The sequence below is a fragment of the Mycobacterium sp. 050272 genome, assembly GCF_039023525.1.
GTDB lineage: Bacteria > Actinomycetota > Actinomycetes > Mycobacteriales > Mycobacteriaceae > Mycobacterium.
In genome coordinates, this window is sequence record NZ_JBCHKV010000002.1 from 454,502 (window position 1) to 474,921 (window position 20,420).

Genomic DNA, 20,420 nt, shown 5'->3' on the forward strand with positions numbered 1-20,420 from the left:
ATCAGGGCAGGATTTCGCGTCGACGCGCCTCTGCGATTGATTCGCCGCGTCGTGCGACCCCGAGCTTGACGTAGATACCTTTCAGGTACCACTTGACGGTGTTGATCGTGACGCCGAGATTGCGGGCGATCTGCTTGTTTGTCATGCCGCGTTCCAGCAGGCGCAAGATTTCCACTTCACGGCTGCTGAGCCCTTCCTCGGGCAAGGAGTTGCGTTCCCCGGGAAGGCCGATCATCGGAATCGCCGCCTTCTGGGCGTCGGAGTGCGCGGTGGTCAGCAGCAACGACAGGTATTCAGCCGGCACTTCAGGCAATTCGGTGTCTCGTCGACCGGTCCGGCTCGCCTCCCGAAGGCCGACAATGACATTCAGCAACTCGGGCCCGGCGTCGACGATGGTGCGAAGTAGACCAGCCTGCGCACCCGCGATCAGTGCGGGCACCAGCTCCTCGGTAGCGGCGGACGCATTGCCCGCCAGAGCGTGTGCCCGGGAAAGCGCTACGGCGCTGGCGACTTCGGCATAGCGCGCGCCCGCGTCACGGTAGTCCTGCCGGACCGTGGACAGTAGATCGATCGCGGCGTCGTGATTGCCGCGCGCGCCGAGAATCTGCGCGCGCATCACCAGCCGGTAGTGACGCACGGCCATGGCGATGCTGTTGGCACCCGACGGCAATTCGGTGGTCTGGCGGTCGAGAACGTCCTGCGCCCGGTCGATGTCCCCCGCTGCCACGTGCAGGCTCAGGCGCGCGCAGTCGAGGGCGGCAGACAACCGGGGTAGCGAGAGTTGTTGTGCCGCTTGATTTCCCTCGTCGAGCAAAGAGAAAGCTTCATCGATGTCGCCGCGTAACACCTTGATCCGCGCCAGGGTGTTGTAGGTCGCGATCATGAAGTCAGCAACACCGCTTTCTGCCCCGAGCTCGTGACATTCTTCCAAAAGCGTTTCGGCGGCTTCGATTTCGCCGCGCTCGTAGCACAGTCGACCTACCAATGCGCCCGCCAGCCGCGCGGCGTGTGAATGCTCGCCGGCCATGCTCCGGGCCAGATCACGGGCCTCGACGTAGCGCTGTTCGGCGGCGTCCAGGTTGAGCTGGGCGAACGCCGCCAGCCCGGCGAAGCATCGTCCATACACGCCGGCAAAGGGGCCGCTGGCCGTTTCGTGAAATGGGTTGGCCCACTGCTGGCGCGCGATCGCCCTGTCGTAGGCGAAGGTATGGATGTCGACGAACGTGCAGATGTTCGACGAGACGGCCACCAGGAACGGCCGGCAGGTCGGCTTCTCCACCAGGCAGGGCGCAACCAGAGCGGCGGCACGGTCGATGCGGTCGCGGTAGACGTCGGTACACGCCTGCACGACGTCGGCCTCGCCGAGGATCTCGCACGCCGCCGCATCGGTTGCCCCGTCCAGGGCGGCGCGGACGTGATCCAGTGCGATCTGGGCGTCCTCGGCGCGTTGCAGCAGACAATTCGCCCACGCGATCGCGATCTGCAGCGTCGGCCTGGTCGGCACCAGGTCCTTCGGCAGCCTGTTCACCAGCCCGAGCAGGCTGGCCATCCGGCTGTGCTCGACGAGGTACATGGCCTGCTGTTGCACCAGATCGACGGCCTCGGTCTCGTCACCCGCGGCCAGCGCGTGCGTGACCGCCTCGCTGAGCAGTCCCTGCTCGGAATACCAGGCCGACGCGGTACGGTGCAGGTCCACGATCCGGTCGGCGTGATCGCGTTCCAGACGCTGGCGCAGGTATCCGCCGAAGAGGTGGTGGTAGCGAAACCACTCGCGGTTGTCGTCGAGTGGCATCAGGAACATGTCGCGCCGTTCGAGTTCTTCGAGAATGGCCTGGCCGCGCGGCTGGCCGCTGACGGCCGCTGCGAGGCCACCGCACAGGCGGTCGCAGATCGAGGTGGTCAGCAAAAAGTCGAGCAGCTCGCCGGGCAGGCCGTCCAGCACATTCTCGGCCAGATAGTCGCCGATCGAGTGGTGACGGCCGGAGAAGCCGCTGATCAGCCCGGCGGCGTCCTTGGTGTTGCGCAGCGACAGGGTGGCCAGTTGCAGCGCGGCGATCCAGCCGTCGGTGCTGGTCCACAGCCGCAGCACGTCGTCGCCGTCGAGCTCGAGCGCGTTGAGGTCGAGCAGGAATGCCGCGGATTCGCGTTGGTCGAACCGCAAGAGCGTCGCGTCGATTTCGCTGACCTGGTCGCGCACCTTGAGCTTGCCGATCGCCGGTGTACGGGTTCGGCTGGTCACGATCAGGTGCAGGTTGTCCGGGCCGACGTCGAGCAGGAATTCCAGCGCCGCGATCGTCTCGGGATCGTCGATCAGATGCCAGTCGTCGAGCACGATCGCCACGGGCAGACGGTATTCCGCGACTTGGTTGACCAGCTCGGCCAGCACATAACGCCGCGCGTCGCGGGAGTGCTGTTCGAGCAGATCGGCCAGTTCGGCGCCCACCGTCGGCTCGACGCGACGGGCCGCCTCGATGAGGCTGCGCAGGAAGGAATAGACGTCGTTGTCGTCGCGGTCGAGACTGATCCACGCCGTTGGTACGCCTTCGGCACGCAATTCGCGCTGCCATTGCATCGCCAGGGTGGTCTTGCCGAATCCGGCCGGTGCGTGGATCAAAGTCAGGCGCTTGCTGCGGTTGGCGCGCAGTAAGTCGATGAGGCGGTCGCGAGCGACCAGCTTGCCGAAGTAGGTGGGCGGTTGGATCCTGGTGGCGACGATCCGTGCGGAGCTCGCGTTGGTCTGCACCGAATACGCCTCCCCTCGCGCGGCTACCCCGCAATGCAGCGAGGCAGCTTATCCGATCCCCCATCACATCTTTATCCAAACCGTCCGCCCTTGCCAGGCCTGGGACTTTCGGATCGGGTGATACGGCGGTCGCAGGCGGTGCAGCCGCGGGCTCCTACTACGGTCGCAGATCAAGATCGAACCTCAGCACGATGCGTGGGAATAGCCGAAATTCGTAGCGTCGATGCATGACACGACACGAGGAGCGATCCGATGGCTGACATCGGCGCTGTGTGGAGGCGTCCGGCATCCGTCGAACGCGCATCGGTGACAGGCTGGTTTGCCGGGGTGGTTCTCCCGGCGAATTCAGCCCAGGTCGGCGTCGGGTCGTTCCCGTTGCCGCACAACAGTATTGGCCGCCTGCTCGCGGACTTGGTGGTAGGAGCGCGCGAGGCTGTCCGCAGTGCATTTGGGACCCGAGCGCCACGCATGCAACCCCGGCAGCGTTACCACCACCCGCGCCGCGAGGCCTTCATCGAGGACGCGGCGATGTCTCGCGAGATGTACCGGCTGTGACAGGTTGGGATGTACTACCGGGGTAGGACATCGATGCCTGCCCCGGGGTGATGTCAACGGCCCTCGCGCCCTTTACGATCAGGCCATGCCGGACGCGCTGAAGCGCCGCGTACGAACCTGGGCGCGAAGAAAAGAGCAGTTGCTGCCCTACGGCTTCAGCATGACCGTCGTCGCCGGTTTCGACGCGATGATGCTCGTGGTAGGCAGCATCGCGGCCCTGCAGCGTCCCGCTTCTGAGTGGCCGATCGTGGTGATCGCGATGGTGATCGCGTTCAGCCCCGAGATGGTGTTCTTCGCCTTCGATCTCAGCGGCATCGTCAACAGGCACGAGGGCCCCACGCTCTGGGCGGCGTTCATGGTGGGGACCGCGATCCTGCTGTTCGCCACTCCCACAGCGATTACCGGTGATTTCGCTCCGCTGATGCTGACCCTGACCGTCGGCATGGTCAGCGCCATCACCTCGACACGGGGCGGCGCGCTGGCCGCTGTTTCGGCGGCCGCCCTGCTGGGCTACGCGGCAGCCATGCACCGCCTGAACACCCCAGCGCTATACCTGGCTTTCGTCGCAATCGGCTGGCTCGTCGGATATCTGATGCGCACCCAGCAAGACCTCCTGACCAAGCAGGGCCAGATGCAGGACCAGCTGGCTGCGCACGCCGCAGCCGACGAACGCCGGCGCATCGCCCGGGAAGTGCACGACGTCATCGCACATTCGCTTAGCGTCACGCTGCTGCACTTGACGGGAGCACGCCACGCGCTCGAGCACGACGGCGTCGACGAGGACTCCGTTCGCGCCCTGCAGCGCGCCGAACACCTGGGGCGACAGGCAATGGCAGACATCCGACGCACCGTCGGATTGCTCGATGCCGAAACCACGGGACTCACCCCGGAGCCGGCCATCACCGATATCCCGACCCTGGTGGAGGATTTCAGCCGTGCCGGACTGAATGTCAGCTTCGGTGTCAGCGGATGCCTCGACGACATTTCGGCGGCCGCCGGACTCGCGTTGTATCGGATCGCCCAGGAGTCGCTGGCCAATGTCGCCAAGCATGCACCCGACGCGGCGACCAGGATCACCCTCACCGTCTCGCGCACCGCGGCGACCCTGAACGTCGTCAACGAGCTTCCCGCCGCGGCCGCCGAAGACCCCGTCGAGCCAGGGCGCGGATTGCACGGTATGACGCAGCGCATCGAATTACTCGGTGGCACAATCGATTTTGGCCCCAGCCAGGATGGGTGGTCGGTGCATGCCAGTGTGCCGTCGGGCGCCCACGAATCCGACCCACCGCCGCGGGTGACGGCGTCGTGAACGAAGACGAATCCCTGGTGAACGCCCTGATCGTCGACGATCAGGAGTTGGTCCGCTCGGGCTTGTCGTTGATCCTGCGTGCCAAGCACGGCATCGTCGTGGTCGGCGAATGTTCGGACGGTGACGAGGTTCCCGACGCCGTGGCGCGCCATCGACCCGATGTCGTGGTCATGGATCTGCGCATGAAACGCGTCGACGGAATCGAGGCGACCCGGCGGCTGAGCGAAAGCGGCGGGCCACCGGTGCTCGCGCTGACCACGTTCAACGACGACGAGCTGTTATCTAGCGTATTGCGCGCTGGGGCAGCGGGTTTCGTGCTCAAGGAGTCGCCGGCTGAGGAACTCATCCGTGCCGTTCGGGCCGTCGGCAACGGCCACAGTTACCTCGACCCCGCCGTCACCGCGCGGGTACTGACCACCTATCGCGCCAGTGCCGCATCATCGGCGGCCCCGACCGTCTCGATCGACGAGCTCACTCCCCGCGAGCGCGATGTGCTCACGATGATCGCCAAGGGGCACACCAACGCTGAGATCGCCGACGAGCTATTCATCTCGGGCCTCACGGTCAAGACGCACATCGGTCGCATCTTCACCAAGCTCGCGTTGCGCGATCGTGCCGCCGCGATCGTCTTCGCCTACGAACACCGCATCATCGCCCCGTCCTGACCCGACGGCCTACGGCAGCACCGTGTGCATCAACATCACGTCGTATGCGGACCACAGCGACAGGTTGAAGTACAGGTCCCGGCCCGACGACCAAGGGTGGATCATCGGCGCGTAGATGCCACCGGGCATCTGGAACGACGATACGAGCGGCTGCTCCCCACTCCACGGTCCCGTCGGCGTCGGCGCGGTCCGCGCCACGACGTCGTTACTGCCACCGTTGGTGTACAGCACCAGGTACTGCTTCAGGTAGCTGTTGTACTGGGCCGACATCTCGCCAACCGGGCCGGGCCAAAGTGGTGTCGCCGCACCAGGATTGGCCGCGACCCAGTGCCCGCCGTTGTCGCCGTTCCAATATTGGTACTTGCTCAGGTCCGGCAGCTGGGCCGGGGGAACTCGCGACAGGTATGCCGCGCCACCTCGTCCCGACGGCGTTCCGAAGTTGTAGATGTAGCCGTCCTGCCCCTTCATGAACGCACCCATCTGGAAGTTCTCGTTGCCGGGGGTGTACCCGGCGCCGGGCACGGTGTCGGGCGAAGACGTGCGAATCGAGCCGGGGAAGATCCCCCAGTTCTGGCCATTGTCATTGGATCTCGCGATGGCCGAATAGTTGGTCGACCATTCGCCGTCGCGACCCCACTGCCGGATCGACATGTAGCTCATGTACTGCGTGCGGCCCAGCGACAAGGCCGACGTCGGAATGATGCCCGTTTCGTGACTCGCCTTGTGGATGGTGTTGACGACCTGCTTGGAAAGGCCGTTGGTCCAGACCGGGGAGCCGGAGTAGTTGTTGTTGGGCACCCCGTCGCCGATGTGGATTCCCTGCGACAGATCATGGTCGTTACTGCGGAACAGCACGTTGTATCGCCATTGCTGCCCGCGAACCTTGCAGTAGCCGAAGGTGTCACCGAAGGCCATCAATGCCTGCCGGTTGGCGGGATCTCCGTTGTCCCAAATGATCCCCAGGTCCGTGCCGGAAATACCGAAACGTTGCAACGTCTTGTTCGGCCCGTTGGGCCCGGTCACCCAGTCGACCAGCGACGTCGGCGCTCCGGCGATCTGAGCCGGCGGCGCTGCCGCGTCGGGCGCCGGTTGCGGTGCTGCGGCCGGCGGAGCCGGGGGGGCGGCGTTCGGCCGAAGCGGCGCCGCATTCGGCGACTGCGGCAGTCCGGGCGCCGGCGGGTTCGGCGCCGGCGGCGGCACCACCCCCGCCTGCGGAACCATCGGTGCCGAGTACCGCTGGCCGCCGCCGGTGGTCGGCTTGAGGAACGACGAAATCAGCGGGCCCAGCTTGGGCAGCGGCGCCTGGTCATTCGCGTGCGAGGGCCGCCGCCCAGTCGGCGGCTGGACGACCGGCTGAGGCGCGGGTATGGGCGCCTGCACGGGAGGCTCGATGTTCGCATCGGGCGCACCGCACGGTGTGGCGTTTGCTGACGGCGCGGGGCCTGCCGCGACGATGTAAGCGATAGCGGCCACCGGCACCAGCGCTAGCGACATGGTCCGAAGAATCCCCGACAAAGTCATACCTTTCCAGGAGCGAGACGCCACATTGACGTACGCAGTTGGCTCATGTGACGATAGTGATTCAAGGGGCTTGTGTGACCAGCGATCAGCTAATAGGTATGCATCCGTGACCGTGTCGAAACCCTGGTTTCAAGCCATTCCCAGCCGGGTTTGCTAGGCGTGCTGCGGGGCGCCCATTAGAGCTTGCCCAACGTCGGCGCGCGCCTTGGAACTCCGGGCATCCTGCGGCCCGCGGCGAAAATGCCATGGACAACCTGCGTTGCCAGGCCGGCCCGGGTACGCTCCCATGCGCAGCAAACCCGTCATCGCGGGTGGGCAGTCCGCCAAGGAGGGCGACCGGTGAGTACAGGTGATGGGTTGCAGCCCAAACGATTCGGAGCCGGACGCGCTTACCTCAGCCGAGTGGTCGCCGCCTCCATGGCCGGCACCGTCGTCGAATGGTACGAATTCTTTCTCTATGGCACCGCGGCCACCCTGGTGTTCGGCAAGATCTTCTTCGCCAAGGGGGGCAACGACCTCGACGCCATCCTGGCCGCCTTCGTGACCTACGCCGTCGGCTTTGCCGCCCGGCCGCTGGGCGGCGTCGTCTTCGGCCAACTCGGGGATCGGCACGGACGCAAGAAGCTGCTGCAGCTGAGCCTGGTGTTGGTCGGCGCCTCCACCTTCTTGATGGGTTGCCTGCCGACGTTCGCTCAGATCGGATATTGGGCCCCGGCGCTGTTGGTGACGCTGCGGTTCATCCAGGGTTTCGCCGTCGGCGGTGAGTGGGGCGGGGCGGTTTTGCTCGTCGCCGAGCACAGCCCGAACGCCAGCCGCGGTTTCTGGGCGAGTTGGCCCCAGGCCGGTGTGCCGGGTGGCAATATGCTGGCGACCACGGTGCTGCTGGTTCTCACCTCGACCCTGTCGGACGCGGAGTTCCTCAGTTGGGGCTGGCGGGTGGCGTTCTGGCTATCCGCGGTCGTCGTCCTGATCGGCTACTACATCCGCACCAAGGTCACCGACGCCCCGATCTTCCTCGAGGCGCAGCGGGATGCCGAGTGCGCCAAGTCGACTCGGGCCGGCATTCGGGAGGTGATAAAGCGTTATCCGCGTGCCATTTTCACCGCCATGGGACTACGGGTGGGGGAAAACATCATGTACTACCTGGTGGTCACCTTCTCCATCACGTATCTCAAGGTGCATGTGCACGCGAACACCAAAACCATCTTGTGGTGGCTGTTGGTCGCCCACGCCGCGCATTTCGCGGTCATTCCCTTTTTCGGGCACCTCAGCGATCGATTCGGTAGGCGCCCAGTCTATTTCGTCGGTGCTGTCGCGACCGCCACCTGGGGCTTCTTCGCCTTCCCGATGATGAACAGCGGCCACGACGCGGTCATCATGTCCGCGGTCGTCATCGGTCTGGTGTTCCACGGGGTGATGTACGCGGTTCAGCCGTCCGCCATGGCCGAGATGTTCCCGACCCGGATGCGGTATTCGGGCGTATCGCTGGGATACCAGGTCACGTCGATCGTGGCCGGGTCCCTGGCGCCGATCATCGCGGTTCGACTGCTCGAGGTCTACAACTCGTCGGTGCCCATCGCCTGGTACCTGGCTGGTGCCGCCGCGGTGAGCGCCGTAGCCGCCGTCGCCGCCCGCGAGACGAAGGGCATCGACCTCGCCGAGGTGGATCGCGCCGACGCTCAGGAGGCCGCGGGCCGGTCTGCCCGGCCTCCCGAGGGGCCCGAACCGACCGAGCTTGTCGGGGGCGCCGTCTAGCCGCAAAGCGCCGGTGAGCAGGGGGAATCGTCGTTCACACAGGTCAAAGGCGGCTGAGCGAATCGCGGCGTGCGTGTTTTGCCATGTTTGCCTGGCTCCGGGGATGGTAATGCCCCACTAGGGTGTGCGCGTCGGCCGGCCTACGCGCCCACCTAGGTCCCGTCGGTTCAGCCCGAGAGCCGACGGGTCCGCCATTTCTGGGGTCATCCAGGAGTACCCTGCGCTGGTATGGACGACGGTGTCTGGATTCTCGGCGGTTACCAGAGCGATTTCGCTCGCAACCTCACGAAGGAGAACCGCGACTATGCGGCGTTGACCGAAGAGGTGGTCGACGGCACTCTCACCGCGGCCAAGATGGAGGCCTCGGACATCGGCGTGGTCCACGTCGCGAACGCCTTCGGTGAGATGTTCGCCAGCCAGGCCCACCTCGGCGCGATGCCGGCGACGGTGTGTGACGGGCTGTGGGACATCCCGGCGTCGCGGCACGAGGCCGCCTGCGCATCCGGCAGTGTGGCCGCGCTATCGGCGATCGCCGACCTGCGCTCCGGTGCCTACGACACCGCGCTCGTCGTCGGGATCGAGCTGGAGAAACCCGTGCCCGGCGACATCGCCGCGGTGTATCTCGGCGCAGCCGCATGGACCGGGCACGAGGGAGCCGACGCGCGCTACCTGTGGCCGTCGATGTTCGCACAGGTCGCCGACGAGTACGACCGCCGTTACGGCTTGGACGACAACCATTTGCGGGCCATCGCGCAGCTCAACTTCGCCAACGCGCGGCGCAACCCCAACGCTCAGACCCGCGCATGGAGCATCCCCGACCCGATCACCGCCGACGACGCGACCAACCCGGTCACCGAGGGCCGGTTGCGCCGCTACGACTGCAGCCAAATGACCGACGGCGGAGCGGGATTGGTGTTGGTCAACGACGCCTATCTGCGCGAACATCCTGACGCGCGCCCGATCGGCCGCATCGAGGGCTGGGGGCATCGCACCGTCGGGCTGGGGCTGCAGCAGAAACTCGACCGGGCCGCAGACAACGGGGACCCCTATGTGCTGCCGCACGTGCGCTCGGCGGTGCTCGACGCGTTGGGGCGCGCACAGGTGGCGCTCGACGACGTCGACGGGTTCGAGGTGCACGACTGCTTCACGCCCAGCGAGTATCTGGCCATCGACCACATCGGGCTGACCGGTCCGGGGGAAGCATGGAAGGCCATCGAGAACGGGGAGATCGAGATCGGCGGGCGGCTCCCGATCAACCCCAGCGGTGGGCTGATCGGCGGTGGGCACCCGGTTGGGGCCTCCGGCGTGCGAATGCTGCTGGACGCGGCCAAACAAGTCAGCGGCGGCGCCGGTGACTATCAGGTCGAGGACGCGAAGACGTTCGGGACCTTGAACTTCGGCGGCAGCACCGCCACGACGGTCAGCTTCGTGGTGGGCACAACCAAAGGCGCATGACATGGACTTGCAGAACGACGTGGCGATTGTCGGCAAGTTCTTGTCGACGCTGCCCGAAGACGACGACCACCCGTACCGGACGGGCCCGTGGCGGCCCCAGACCACCGAGTGGGACGCCAACGATCTGATCCCGGTCGAGGGGGAAATCCCGGTCGACCTGGACGGGATCTATCTGCGCAACACCGAGAACCCGCTGCATCCGGCATTCAAGACGTATCACCCGTTCGACGGTGACGGCATGGTACACGTGGTCGGCTTCCGGGATGGAAAAGCCTTCTACCGCAACCGCTTTATTCGCACCGACGGCTTTGCGGCCGAGAACGACGCCGGGCAGCCGCTGTGGCCTGGCCTGGCCGAACCGGTGCAGTTGGCCCAGCGCGAAGAAGGCTGGGGTGCGCGCACGAAGATGAAAGACGCGTCGAGCACCGATGTCATCGTGCACCGGGGAATCGCACTCACCAGCTTCTACCAGTGCGGCGATCTGTACCGGATCGACCCGTACTCGGCCAACACCCTCGGCAAGGAAAGCTGGAACGGGCGCTTTCCCCGCGACTGGGGCGTCTCCGCACATCCCAAGGTGGACAACAAAACTGGAGAACTGCTGTTCTTCAATTACAGCAAGCAGGACCCGTACATGCGCTACGGCGTGGTCGACGAAGCCAATGAGCTCGCCCATTACGTCGACATCCCGCTGCCCGGCCCGCGGCTGCCCCACGACATGGCATTCACTGAAAACTACGCCATCCTCAACGATTTCCCGTTGTTCTGGGATCCGCGGCTGCTCGAACACGATGTGCACCTACCCCGCTTCTACCCCGACATTCCGTCGCGCTTCGCGGTGATCCCACGCCGCGGATCGACCGCCGACATCCAGTGGTTCGAAGCGGACCCGACGTTCGTGCTGCACTTCACCAACGCCTACGAGGACGGCGACGAGATTGTGCTGGACGGATTCTTCGAGGGCGATCCGCAACCGCTCGACACCGGAGGAACCAAGTGGGACAAGCTGTTTCGCTTCCTCGCGCTGGACCGCCTGCAGGCCCGGCTACACCGCTGGCGTTTCAACCTGGTCACCGGCGCGGTCAAAGAGCAGCAATTGTCGGACTCGATCACCGAGTTCGGCACGATCAACCCGGACTACGCGGGCGGCAGCTACCGCTACACCTACGCCGCCACCGGGAAGCCGGGCTGGTTCCTGTTCGACGGTCTGGTCAAACACGACCTGCACACCGGGAGCCAGGACGCCATCTCGTTCGGCGACGGGGTCTACGGCAGCGAGACCGCGATGGCGCCGCGGGTGGGTGCGACCGCTGAAGACGACGGCTACCTGGTCACCCTCACCACCGACATGAACACCGACGCCTCCTACTGCGTGGTGTTCGACGCGGCTCGCGTCGCCGACGGCCCGGTATGCAAACTGCAACTGCCGGAACGCATTTCGAGCGGAACACATTCGACGTGGGCACCCGGTGCCCAACTGCGCCGCTGGGACTCTGCCGAGTCGGCGCCGTCCGCCGTGGGCCTGTGAACCCCCCGGCTCGGCCACCCGTGATCATAGGATGGCAATGAACTCCGAAAAGCCCCGCCGGACCACACACTGGCCCATGCAATTGGCCCCGATCGGCGCCATCCGTTTCGCCCGCAGGTCGTCGAATTTCGAAGAGACCGTGCGGTTTTACCGTGAGTTGGTAGGTCTGCCGCTCTTCGAGACGTTCGAGGCCAGCTATGGCAGCAACGGCGCGATTTTCGGCTTGCCCAGCTGGAACCTGACGATGGAGATTGTCGCGGCTTCCGACGGCGACGTCGCCGTCGATCACCACGAACAGCTGTGCCTGTACTTTCCAGACGAGCAGTCTCAGCGCGCCGCGATCGCACGCCTGCGCGACGCCGGAGTCGAAGAGGTGCAACAGCATCCGTATTGGGCGGCAACCGGTGCGGTCACCTATCGCGACCCCGACGGTCGCGAGGTCGTGTTCGCGCCGTTTGTGTTCGGGGTCAACGAGCCCGCCGACAGCTCCGTGTCGGGCAAACACGAGTTTCCGTCGCGCTGAGGTCTCACCGCCGGGCGCGGCCGGCCATGACGGCGGCGATCAGCGACGCGACCGAGCACGCGACCGCGCCCAGCGCGGCGATCCCCCCGACATAGAGCCCGTACTCGGCGGACACCGGCGGGTTGACGTTGAGTTTGTAGTACCACACCACCAGCGCCACGATGAGCAGTGAAATCACCAGCGCGGCAATTGAAGCAATCCGCATCGACAGGCCGCGGGCCACCATTGCTCCGGCCACCAGCAAGGCCGAGGACAGCAGCACGATCAGCTGGCCCGCGCCGAATCCCGGCGGGAGCTGCAGGCTGCCGTGCTTGCCGCCGATCGCACTGGCCCAGCCGCCGCCACCCACCGACGTCGTCAGCCACGGCATCCAGGCACTGGCCGAAACGACCAGGGCAAACAACGCCACCAGCCATCCAGGACGCAGGCGGCGGGTCATGGGTGCGACCTTAATAGGGCGCTGGACGCAGCGCGCGCCCGCCACGCTCGGGATCGTCAGGCCGGGGGTTTGACTGCGAGGATCTGGTCCACGCCCATCCGGCCTTCTTCGAAGGCCAGCATGCCGCCGGCCAGGTACAGCCGCCACACGCGGGCGACTTCCTCCCCCAGCAGCGCCACGAATTCGTCGAAGCGCTCATCCAGCGTCGCGATCCAGCACTGCGCGGTGCGGGCGTAATGCTCGCGCATCGCCTGAACGGACGCGATCTCGAAGTCGCCGTCCTGCAGGTAGCGCAACGTCTGCCAGAGCGGTCGCATGTGCATGTCGGCCGCGATGTAGGCCTCGATGAACGCTCCCCCGCCCGGCGAGGCGTCGGCCCGCCGCGACATCTGCTGCAGCAGCAGCCGGCCGCCCGGTCGCAGCGCGCGACCAAGGATCCGCACGTAGGCGGGATACCACTGTTCGCCGACGTGTTCGCCCATCTCGATGGAGCCAACAGCGTCGAAAACACCAGCCCACTGGGGATCAGTGCCGAAGTCGCGGTAATCCTGCAGCCGAACCTCGATGGCCTCATCCAGACCGCGCTCGGCGGCGCGGGCCGCGATGAACTCGCGCTGCTGGGCCGACAGCGTGATACCGGTGGCACTTACGCCGTAGTGCTGAGCGGCGTACAGGATTAGTGATCCCCAGCCGCATCCCACGTCCAGCAGGCGCATGCCCGGTTCGAGCCCGAGCTTGCGACAGATGAGATCCAGCTTCGCGGTTTGGGCGTCGTGTAGCGATTGTCCTGCATCGGTGAAATACGCCGACGAGTAAGCCATGTGCTCATCGAGCAGCAAGCGGTAGAAGTCGTTGGACAGGTCGTAGTGATGGGCGATCACCGCCCGATCGCGCCGTCGGCTGTGCAGTCGCCCGGACAGCCGCGCCTCGCTGGCCGGGGTTCTCGGCGGCGGCCCGAGCGCCCCGAGCCGCGCAGCGCGCAGGGCCGCCACCATCGCGGCCCGCGGTGAGATCGAGACGCGGTCGCGCTCGCGCGCGTGCCGCCAGGCCCGCCGCAGGCCGTCGGCCAGGTCACCCTCGACATCGATATCGCCGGTCACGTACGCGCGGGCTAAGCCGAGTTCGCTTGGGCGCCAGAGCAATCGGCGCAATGCACGACGGGAACGGACCACCAGGACCGGGGCGTCTGGGTCGTTTAGCGGGCCGGCCTCGCTGCCGTCCCAGGCACGCAGCCTGACCGGCAGCTCGACACCGACGGTGGTTGCAAGCAGGTCCGCCAGACGATCAGCGGCCGGCGCCGCCATGTCCGTTGCGGCCGGGATCGGGGGCGGTGAACACGGTGACGAATCTTTCCAGGGATTCGTCGATGTCGCTTCGCAGCGCGGCGGCGACGATCATGCCGATCGGGCCGAACAGTGCGGGGCCGCCGAGGTGCACGTCGAAGCTCACGACCGAACCATCGTCTTTCGGCTTGACCTTCGCCAGCAGCTTGACCTTGACGCCTCCGACCCCGTCGCCGTTGAGTGTCATGGCTTCGGGCGGCTTGTAGTGCACGATCGTCCACTTGATCCGGTTGAGCATGCCCTTGACCTCGACGACCGATTCGATGATCGTGCCCTTTTGCAGGTCGTCGGGCAGCTTGCTGCGCCACACCCGGTGGATGCTCAACCAGTCCTTGAAGCGGGACAGGTCAGACGCGTGCGTCCAGGCCTGTTCTGGCGACAGGGGCACGTCGATTGATCCGGAAAGTTTCGCCATGTGCTAGCTCTGCTGGTCGCCCGGAGCCGACGACCCGGCGGCCTTCTTAGCCTCTTCGGCCACCTGGTGGATGGTGTCGGAGTACTTGCCCCCGGTCTTGTCGTCGACGAACTCACCGGCCTTGTCGATCGCGGTCTCGACCTTGTCGGCGTTCTGCGACAACAGGTCCTTTGCCTTGTCCAGGAATCCCATGCGCTGTCCCTTCCCCGCTGATCCCCGAAGCCGCCCGGGGATCCTGCCTTGCTGGTAAAACCCTACTGGCCCAAGTCCACCCCGGCGCCATCGGCCTCGTCGGCCGTCCGCCACAACCGGGGCTCGATGTTGAGCATTCTGGCCCGGATCCACCACGTCGCCTCGATCGCCGCGGCGCCCAATGCCCCGATCCCCAGCGCGGTCGACGTCACGGCCGGATTCGAGGGATCGAGCAGAAACTTCTCCTGCGCCAGCGGGATGCTGAAGATCGCGAGGTACGCCAGGCCGCAGGCGGTGATCAGCGCGACCCGCCACCACTGGTAGGGACGAGCCACCACCGCCAGCACCCACAGTGCGGTCACCAGCAGCGTGATCAGCGCGGCGGTCGACGCCTGGTCCTGCTCGGCGAAGGTGGCGTGCCGGCCGTGGTAGGCCAGCAGGTAGGAGACGAAAGTCGCGGTGCCGACGATCAATCCGGACGGCAGCGCCGAGGTCAGCACCCGCCTGACGAAGCCGGGATAGGCGCGCTCGTTGTTGGGAGCCAGCGACAGGATGAACGACGGGATCCCGATGGTGAACCAGGCGGCGATCGTGACGTGGATCGGCTGAAACGGGTAGAGCAGCGGATCGGCCCCGAGTGGTTTGGCCAGCAGGCATTCGATACCCACGAACAGCGCCAGCAGCACCGAGTACACCGTTTTGGTCAGAAACAGGTTGGCGACTCGCTCGATGTTGCCGATCACCCGCCGGCCTTCGCCGACGACGTAAGGCAGCGTCGCGAACTTGTTGTCCAGCAACACGATCTGCGCCACGGCGCGCGATGCCGGGCTTCCCGCACCCATCGCCACACCGATGTCGGCGTCCTTGAGTGCCAGCACGTCGTTGACGCCGTCGCCGGTCATCGCCACGGTGTGTCCGTGCGCTTGCAAGGCGTGTACGATGGCCCGTTTCTGATCGGGCCGCACCCGGCCGAAGGTGGTGTAAGCGTCCAGCGCGTCAGCCAATTCGTCTGGTTCCGTGGGCAATTGACGGGCATCCATGGCCTCGCCGCGCAGCCCCAGCTTGGTTGCTACAGCGCCGACCGATACCGCGTTGTCACCAGAAATCACCTTCACCGAAACATTCTGGGCGGCAAAGTACTCCACCGTTTCGCGGGCATCCGGACGTATTTTCTGCTCAAGCACCACCAGCGCGACCGGCGTGACCTGACCCGGCGCGTCCGGGTGGTCCACGGCGACATCGGCGGCGCCGAGCAACAGTACCCGCAATCCCTGGGCGCCGATCCGTTCGGCCTGTGCGGCCGCGGCCGAGGCCGGATCGAGCAACACGTCGGGCGCGCCGATCACCCAGTTGCCGTGATCGCGGTAGGACACACCGCTCCATTTAGTGGCCGACTTGAACGGTGCTGTGGCCGTGGCGATCCAGCCGGGCGACCGGTCGAAGGTCTCGGCGATCGCCCGCATGCTGGCATTGGGGCGGGGGTCGGCCGCGGCCAGCGCGGCCAGCGCGTCGGGCATGGCCTTGTTGCCGGTGAGTTCGACGACGTCGCAGACCCGCATGCCACTTTCGGTCAGCGTGCCGGTCTTGTCGGCGCACACCACGTCCACCCGGGCCAATCCCTCGATCGCGGGCAATTCCTGTACCAGGCAACGACGTTGCCCGAGCCTGATGACACCGACCGCGAACGCGATCGAGGTCATCAGCACCAGGCCTTCGGGCACCATCGGCACCAACGCACCGACGGTGCGCAGCACCGACTGCCGCCAGCCCGCATGCGTGGTGGTGAACAGCTGCGTGTAGATCGTCAGCAGGCCGGCCGGCACCAACAGATAGGTTATGAACTGCAGAATCCGGTTAATGCCGTTGCGCAGCTCGGATTTCACCAGGGTGAACTTGCTGGCCTCCTCGGCGAGCTTGGCGGCGTAGGCCGCCGGACCGACCTTGGTGGCGCGATAGGCACCCGTGCCCGCGACAACGAAACTCCCCGACATGACGGCATCGCCAATGTTCTTGCCGACCGGGTCCGCCTCGCCGGTCAGCAGCGATTCGTCGACCTCCAGGTTGTCTTCCTCGAGCACCTCCCCGTCGACGACGATCTGGTCTCCGGGACCGAGCTCGATGACGTCGTCGAGCACCACCTCGCCGGGCAGCAGTATCGCGGTCCCGGATTGCCTGCGCACCAACGGTTTTGCCTGACCGACGATCGCGAGGGTGTCCAGCGTCTGTTTGGCCCGGATCTCCTGAATCATGCCGATGACGCTGTTGGCGATGATCAGCAGGCCGAACAGCCCGTTGATGACCGAACCGGTCGCGAGCACAATCGCCAGCAACACGCCCAGGATCGCGTTGATGCGCGTGAAGACGTTGGCCCGGACGATGTCCGCGGTGCTGCGGGCAGCACGTGCCGGGACCGCGTTGCTGTGACCGTCGGCTACCCGCTGCGCCACCTCTGCATCGGTTAGCCCGCGATTCATCGGGTGAACGTTCCCAGCTTGTCGGAGTCGTAGTACTCCAGGTTCAGGGCGTTCGGCGAAAATACAGCCTTGGAAATCGTTCCGGGCGGGGCATTTTCGTCGGTGATCGAGAAGGTGAAGGTGTCGCCGTCCCAGTGCGTGAGTCCGAATGTCCGATTCTTCGGCCCCAGCGCGAGCAGAAGTTGTCCGTTGTTCTGGGTCACGACGGCCGGGCCCCAGTAGTCGCTGGCGTAGACGCCGAGGTAGTCGGTGAGCGGCCGGGCCGGCGCGGGGTTGGTTGGGGCCTGCTTGCCGACCAGCGAGCCCTCGGCGTTGTTCATCCAACCGATGGCGTGGTTGTACAGCGCCGGCCAATCCTCACGAATCTGGCCGTACTGCACCAGGTCCATGAATTGGGCGGTCAGCGCTTCGGGGATGCCGTACGGCGCACCGTTGGTCAACGCGATGATGCCCACGTCCTCCGACGGCATCGCGACGAAGTTGGTCGCCGCGCCCGATGCGAAGGCGCCGGAGTGGCTGTATTCGGTGCGTCCCGACGAGGTCACCGACGCGTTGAAGCCGTGACCGTAGGTCCCGGCCCTGGCTTTTGGCGATGACGCCGGCGAGGAAACGATCTGCGGCGTGATCGCGGGCAGCAGAGCCTCAGGCGAGGCGATCTGCTGGCCGTTGTAGGTTCCGTTGGCCATCACCATGGTCAGCCAGCGCGCCATGTCGTTGATCGACGAACTCACCCCACCCGCCGGCGTCTGCGCATCGGGGTCACGCTGGAAGCGCGGCTCCCACTTCTCGCCCACCTTGACGTGCAGCACCGCCCGGTTGGGCCGGGCCAGAAAATCGGCGTACTTCGAACTCGTCGACGCCATACCCAGGGGGCGGTAGAGCACCTCGTCGGACAGGTCCTCCCAGGATTTGCCCGCGGCGGCCGCCACCGCTTCAGCTGCAGCCGTCAAGCCAAAGTTGGTGTAGGCGTAGCTTGTTCGAAAAGGAGCGAGCGGCAAGTACTTCAGCCGCTCCAGCACTTGGCGGCGGTCATACCCGAGATCCTCCAGCTTGTCGCCGGCGTGATCGGGCAGCCCAGAGCGGTGCGAGTACAGGTCGGCCACGGTCACATGGCCGGTGACATAGGGATCCGACAGCGCAAACCATCCCAGCTTGGACACCACCGGGGTGTCCCAGGTGACGACATTGGTGGCCACTTCATGTGCCACCACGGTCGCGCCCACCGATTTCGACACCGATGCCAACTGGAAGACCGTGTCGGCGTCGACCTTGTTGTCTTCAGCGTTGCCTCTGGTCGCGTCTTTCACTCCGAATCCCTTGGCGTATACCGTCTTTCCGCCACGGACAATGGCAACCGACAGGCCGGGGACCCCGGTGCTGCGCATCAGGTCGCCGACCAGGCCGTCGACCTTCGCGATCGCCGCGTCGATGCGGCCGGCGGGAATGTCCAGGCCCGACATCTCGTTGGGGGGCGCTTCGGACAGCGTCGAGAGCGGGCTCGATATGGGATGACCTGAGCCACATCCGACCAGCGACAACAACACCACGACAGCGGCGAGGGCCGCGCGTTTCGTCATGCCCGCAGACTTTAGCGTGCTCGCCCGATGGGATTGGATAGCTCTACAGCCGCCACCACGGGTTGAATCGCAGCGGCCCGGACGGATCCAGCCGTTGTCCGGGGGCCGGAACCGCCACCGCGACGTCAGCGGCCTCGGCGGCCGCCAGCATCCGCTCGACCGGCTCTGCCCACGGGTGTGGCGCCAGCCGGAAGGTGCCCCAGTGGATCGGCACCAACAGACCGGACCCGCCGGCCGTGAGATCTGCGTGGGCCCGGACCGCCTCTTCGGGATTCATGTGAATGTCGGGCCACCCCGGGTTGTAGGCGCCAATGGGCAACAGCGTCAGGTCGAACGGTCCGTGCTCGGACCCGATCTGCTCGAAGCTCTTCGTGTATCCGGTATCCCCGCCGAAATAGGCGCGATGGCTGGGACCGACGATTCCCCACGACGCCCACAGCGTCGTGTTGCGGTCCAGGAAGCGGCCCGAAAAGTGCCGTGCCGGCAGGCAACTCAGGGTCAGCTCGTCGACCTGGCCGCTTTCATGCCAGTCGAGTTCGACGATGCGATGCCCAGGTATCCCCCACGCGCGCAGGTGTGCGCCCACACCGAGCGGGACGAAGAACGGCGCCCGTTGGGTACGGGCCAACGCCATGACCGTGTCGATGTCGAGATGGTCGTAGTGGTCATGGCTGATCACCACCGCGTCGATGGCGGGCAGCGCTTCGAGCTGCACCGGCGGCGGATGCAGGCGCTCGGGTCCGATCACGTCCGACGGCGAGCAGCGGTGGCTCCACACCGGATCGGTCAGCACCCGGCAGCCGTCGATCTCCAGCAGGGCGGTCGAGTGACCCAGCCAGCTGACGGCCAATCGGCCCGGGTCGGCATCGAACGTCCCCGGCGCACCCAGCGGGATCGGCCCCGGCGGACGGCTGCGGCCGCGTCGCCCGACGAACTCCCACGCGATCAGGGCAAACTGCTCGCGGTCCAGGCTGGCATTCGAGGCGGGCTCGAGGTTGACGAAGACGCCGTCGCGCACGTTGGGCGAGTGCTGCGTCACGTCCCGGATCGACGACGGACCGGCGCCCAGCGCGGCCGGCGCCCCCTGCAGCGCGCGCAACATCCACCCGCCGGCGGCGAGCGAGACCGTGCCGGCGGCCAGGCGCAGTGTTGCGGGCACCATGACCGTCAGGCGCCCTGGAACCTCGGCGGCCGCTTCTCCACCCGGGCGACTTGCGCCTCGATCACGTCCTGGCTGCCCCAGGCCTTGTCGAACAATTCCTTGTGCACCGGCCAGGCCTCCTCGATCGAACCGTCGTCGTTGAGTACCCGCTTGGCGTGCTGAATCGCCAGCGGCGCCAGCCCGCTGATCTCCGCACCCCAGGCCTGGGCGTCCGCCAGCGTCCCGATCCGGTTGGCCATCCCGGTCTGTAGCGCGGTCTCGGCGGTCAACTTCTCCGCCGTCAGCAGCATCGCCCGGGCCCGGCCGTGGCCGACCAGCGACGACAGTCGCCGGATGCTCCAGTTATCCAGGGCCAGGCCGTATTTCGACGTCGGAAATTGAAAGAACGCGTCCGGGGCGACGACTCGCAGATCGCATTGCATGGCCAGCTGCAGACCCGCGCCGATGGCCGGGCCGTTGATCGCGCCGATTACCGGGATGGGGGCGGCGTCCAGCGCCTTGTGCAGCTCGATGAGCCGGTCCGGGTAATCGGCGGCAAACGCATCACCGGACAGGTCCGCACCGGCGCAGAACACCGTGCCCTGGCCGGTCAGCACGATCGCCCGGATGGATCCGTCACCGGCCTTCAGCACGGCCTCCCGGAGCTCGTCGACGAGCTCGGAGTTCAGGGCGTTGCGACGCTCCGGACGCTGCAACTCGATGGTCATTACGGCTTCGACCTGCGTGATACCGATCATGGGCGCCAGCCTATATAGCCTGGCCGC

Annotated in this window: 17 protein-coding genes; 7 read left to right on the forward strand and 10 right to left on the reverse strand. The window is 66.2% G+C overall.

Annotated features, from left to right (window positions below):
• Position 1: 1 nt before the first annotated feature.
• The gene (locus AAHS21_RS06910) at positions 2–2,743 is read right to left on the reverse strand and encodes a LuxR C-terminal-related transcriptional regulator (protein ID WP_342926935.1); all 2,742 of its coding nucleotides are present in this window, start codon (positions 2,741–2,743) and stop codon (positions 2–4) included.
• Between the two features lie 252 nt (positions 2,744–2,995).
• On the opposite strand from AAHS21_RS06910, the gene AAHS21_RS06915 reads away from it, so the two are divergent.
• The 3 genes from AAHS21_RS06915 to AAHS21_RS06925 all read left to right on the forward strand — a co-directional run bounded on the left by AAHS21_RS06915 (position 2,996) and on the right by AAHS21_RS06925 (position 5,272).
• Entirely contained in the window at positions 2,996–3,298 is a 303-nt protein-coding gene (locus AAHS21_RS06915) for a hypothetical protein (RefSeq protein WP_342926936.1), read from the forward strand.
• A gap of 85 nt (positions 3,299–3,383) precedes the next feature.
• Positions 3,384–4,607 carry a histidine kinase gene (locus AAHS21_RS06920; protein WP_342926937.1) on the forward strand — a complete coding sequence of 408 codons (1,224 nt, stop codon included), beginning with the start codon at positions 3,384–3,386 and terminating at the stop codon, positions 4,605–4,607.
• Positions 4,604–5,272 carry a response regulator transcription factor gene (locus AAHS21_RS06925; protein WP_342926938.1) on the forward strand — a complete coding sequence of 223 codons (669 nt, stop codon included), beginning with the start codon at positions 4,604–4,606 and terminating at the stop codon, positions 5,270–5,272. Before AAHS21_RS06920 ends, AAHS21_RS06925 begins: the two co-directional genes overlap by 4 nt.
• 9 nt (positions 5,273–5,281) lie before the next feature.
• On the opposite strand, the gene AAHS21_RS06930 is transcribed toward AAHS21_RS06925, so the two are convergent.
• Complete coding sequence (locus AAHS21_RS06930; RefSeq protein WP_342926939.1) at positions 5,282–6,793, reverse strand: DUF4185 domain-containing protein; 1,512 nt, start codon at positions 6,791–6,793, stop codon at positions 5,282–5,284.
• Positions 6,794–7,132: 339 nt separating this feature from the next.
• On the opposite strand from AAHS21_RS06930, the gene AAHS21_RS06935 reads away from it, so the two are divergent.
• The 4 genes from AAHS21_RS06935 to AAHS21_RS06950 all read left to right on the forward strand — a co-directional run bounded on the left by AAHS21_RS06935 (position 7,133) and on the right by AAHS21_RS06950 (position 12,054).
• Positions 7,133–8,548: an MFS transporter gene (locus AAHS21_RS06935; protein ID WP_342926940.1), complete on the forward strand. Its 1,416-nt coding sequence runs from the start codon at positions 7,133–7,135 to the stop codon at positions 8,546–8,548.
• A 228-nt stretch (positions 8,549–8,776) separates the two neighbouring features.
• Positions 8,777–10,003 carry an acetyl-CoA acetyltransferase gene (locus tag AAHS21_RS06940; protein WP_342926941.1) on the forward strand — a complete coding sequence of 409 codons (1,227 nt, stop codon included), beginning with the start codon at positions 8,777–8,779 and terminating at the stop codon, positions 10,001–10,003.
• 1 nt (position 10,004) lies between these two features.
• Positions 10,005–11,531, forward strand: a complete 1,527-nt coding sequence (locus AAHS21_RS06945; protein WP_342926942.1) for a carotenoid oxygenase family protein — start codon at positions 10,005–10,007, stop codon at positions 11,529–11,531.
• Between the two features lie 37 nt (positions 11,532–11,568).
• Entirely contained in the window at positions 11,569–12,054 is a 486-nt protein-coding gene (locus AAHS21_RS06950; RefSeq protein WP_342926943.1) for a VOC family protein, read from the forward strand.
• Between the two features lie 4 nt (positions 12,055–12,058).
• Here AAHS21_RS06950 and AAHS21_RS06955 read toward each other — a convergent pair whose 3' ends face one another.
• The 8 genes from AAHS21_RS06955 to AAHS21_RS06990 form a co-directional block, all read right to left on the reverse strand.
• Entirely contained in the window at positions 12,059–12,493 is a 435-nt protein-coding gene (locus AAHS21_RS06955) for a hypothetical protein (RefSeq protein WP_342926944.1), read from the reverse strand.
• Positions 12,494–12,549: 56 nt separating this feature from the next.
• Positions 12,550–13,797 carry a cyclopropane-fatty-acyl-phospholipid synthase family protein gene (locus tag AAHS21_RS06960; RefSeq protein WP_342926945.1) on the reverse strand — a complete coding sequence of 416 codons (1,248 nt, stop codon included), beginning with the start codon at positions 13,795–13,797 and terminating at the stop codon, positions 12,550–12,552.
• Complete coding sequence (locus tag AAHS21_RS06965; protein ID WP_342926946.1) at positions 13,778–14,251, reverse strand: SRPBCC family protein; 474 nt, start codon at positions 14,249–14,251, stop codon at positions 13,778–13,780. The genes AAHS21_RS06960 and AAHS21_RS06965 overlap by 20 nt, the downstream gene beginning before the upstream one ends.
• Positions 14,252–14,254: 3 nt before the next feature.
• Positions 14,255–14,443 carry an antitoxin gene (locus AAHS21_RS06970; RefSeq protein ID WP_342926947.1) on the reverse strand — a complete coding sequence of 63 codons (189 nt, stop codon included), beginning with the start codon at positions 14,441–14,443 and terminating at the stop codon, positions 14,255–14,257.
• Between the two features lie 62 nt (positions 14,444–14,505).
• Entirely contained in the window at positions 14,506–16,917 is a 2,412-nt protein-coding gene (locus AAHS21_RS06975; RefSeq protein ID WP_342926948.1) for a cation-translocating P-type ATPase, read from the reverse strand.
• Positions 16,914–18,494, reverse strand: coding sequence for a serine hydrolase (locus tag AAHS21_RS06980; RefSeq protein WP_342926949.1), 1,581 nt, complete (start codon positions 18,492–18,494; stop codon positions 16,914–16,916). Before AAHS21_RS06980 ends, AAHS21_RS06975 begins: the two co-directional genes overlap by 4 nt.
• 43 nt (positions 18,495–18,537) lie before the next feature.
• Positions 18,538–19,656: an MBL fold metallo-hydrolase gene (locus AAHS21_RS06985; protein ID WP_342926950.1), complete on the reverse strand. Its 1,119-nt coding sequence runs from the start codon at positions 19,654–19,656 to the stop codon at positions 18,538–18,540.
• Positions 19,657–19,661: 5 nt separating this feature from the next.
• On the reverse strand, positions 19,662–20,393 hold the full coding sequence (locus tag AAHS21_RS06990; RefSeq protein ID WP_096289974.1) for an enoyl-CoA hydratase: 732 nt from the start codon (positions 20,391–20,393) through the stop codon (positions 19,662–19,664).
• Positions 20,394–20,420: the final 27 nt, after the last annotated feature.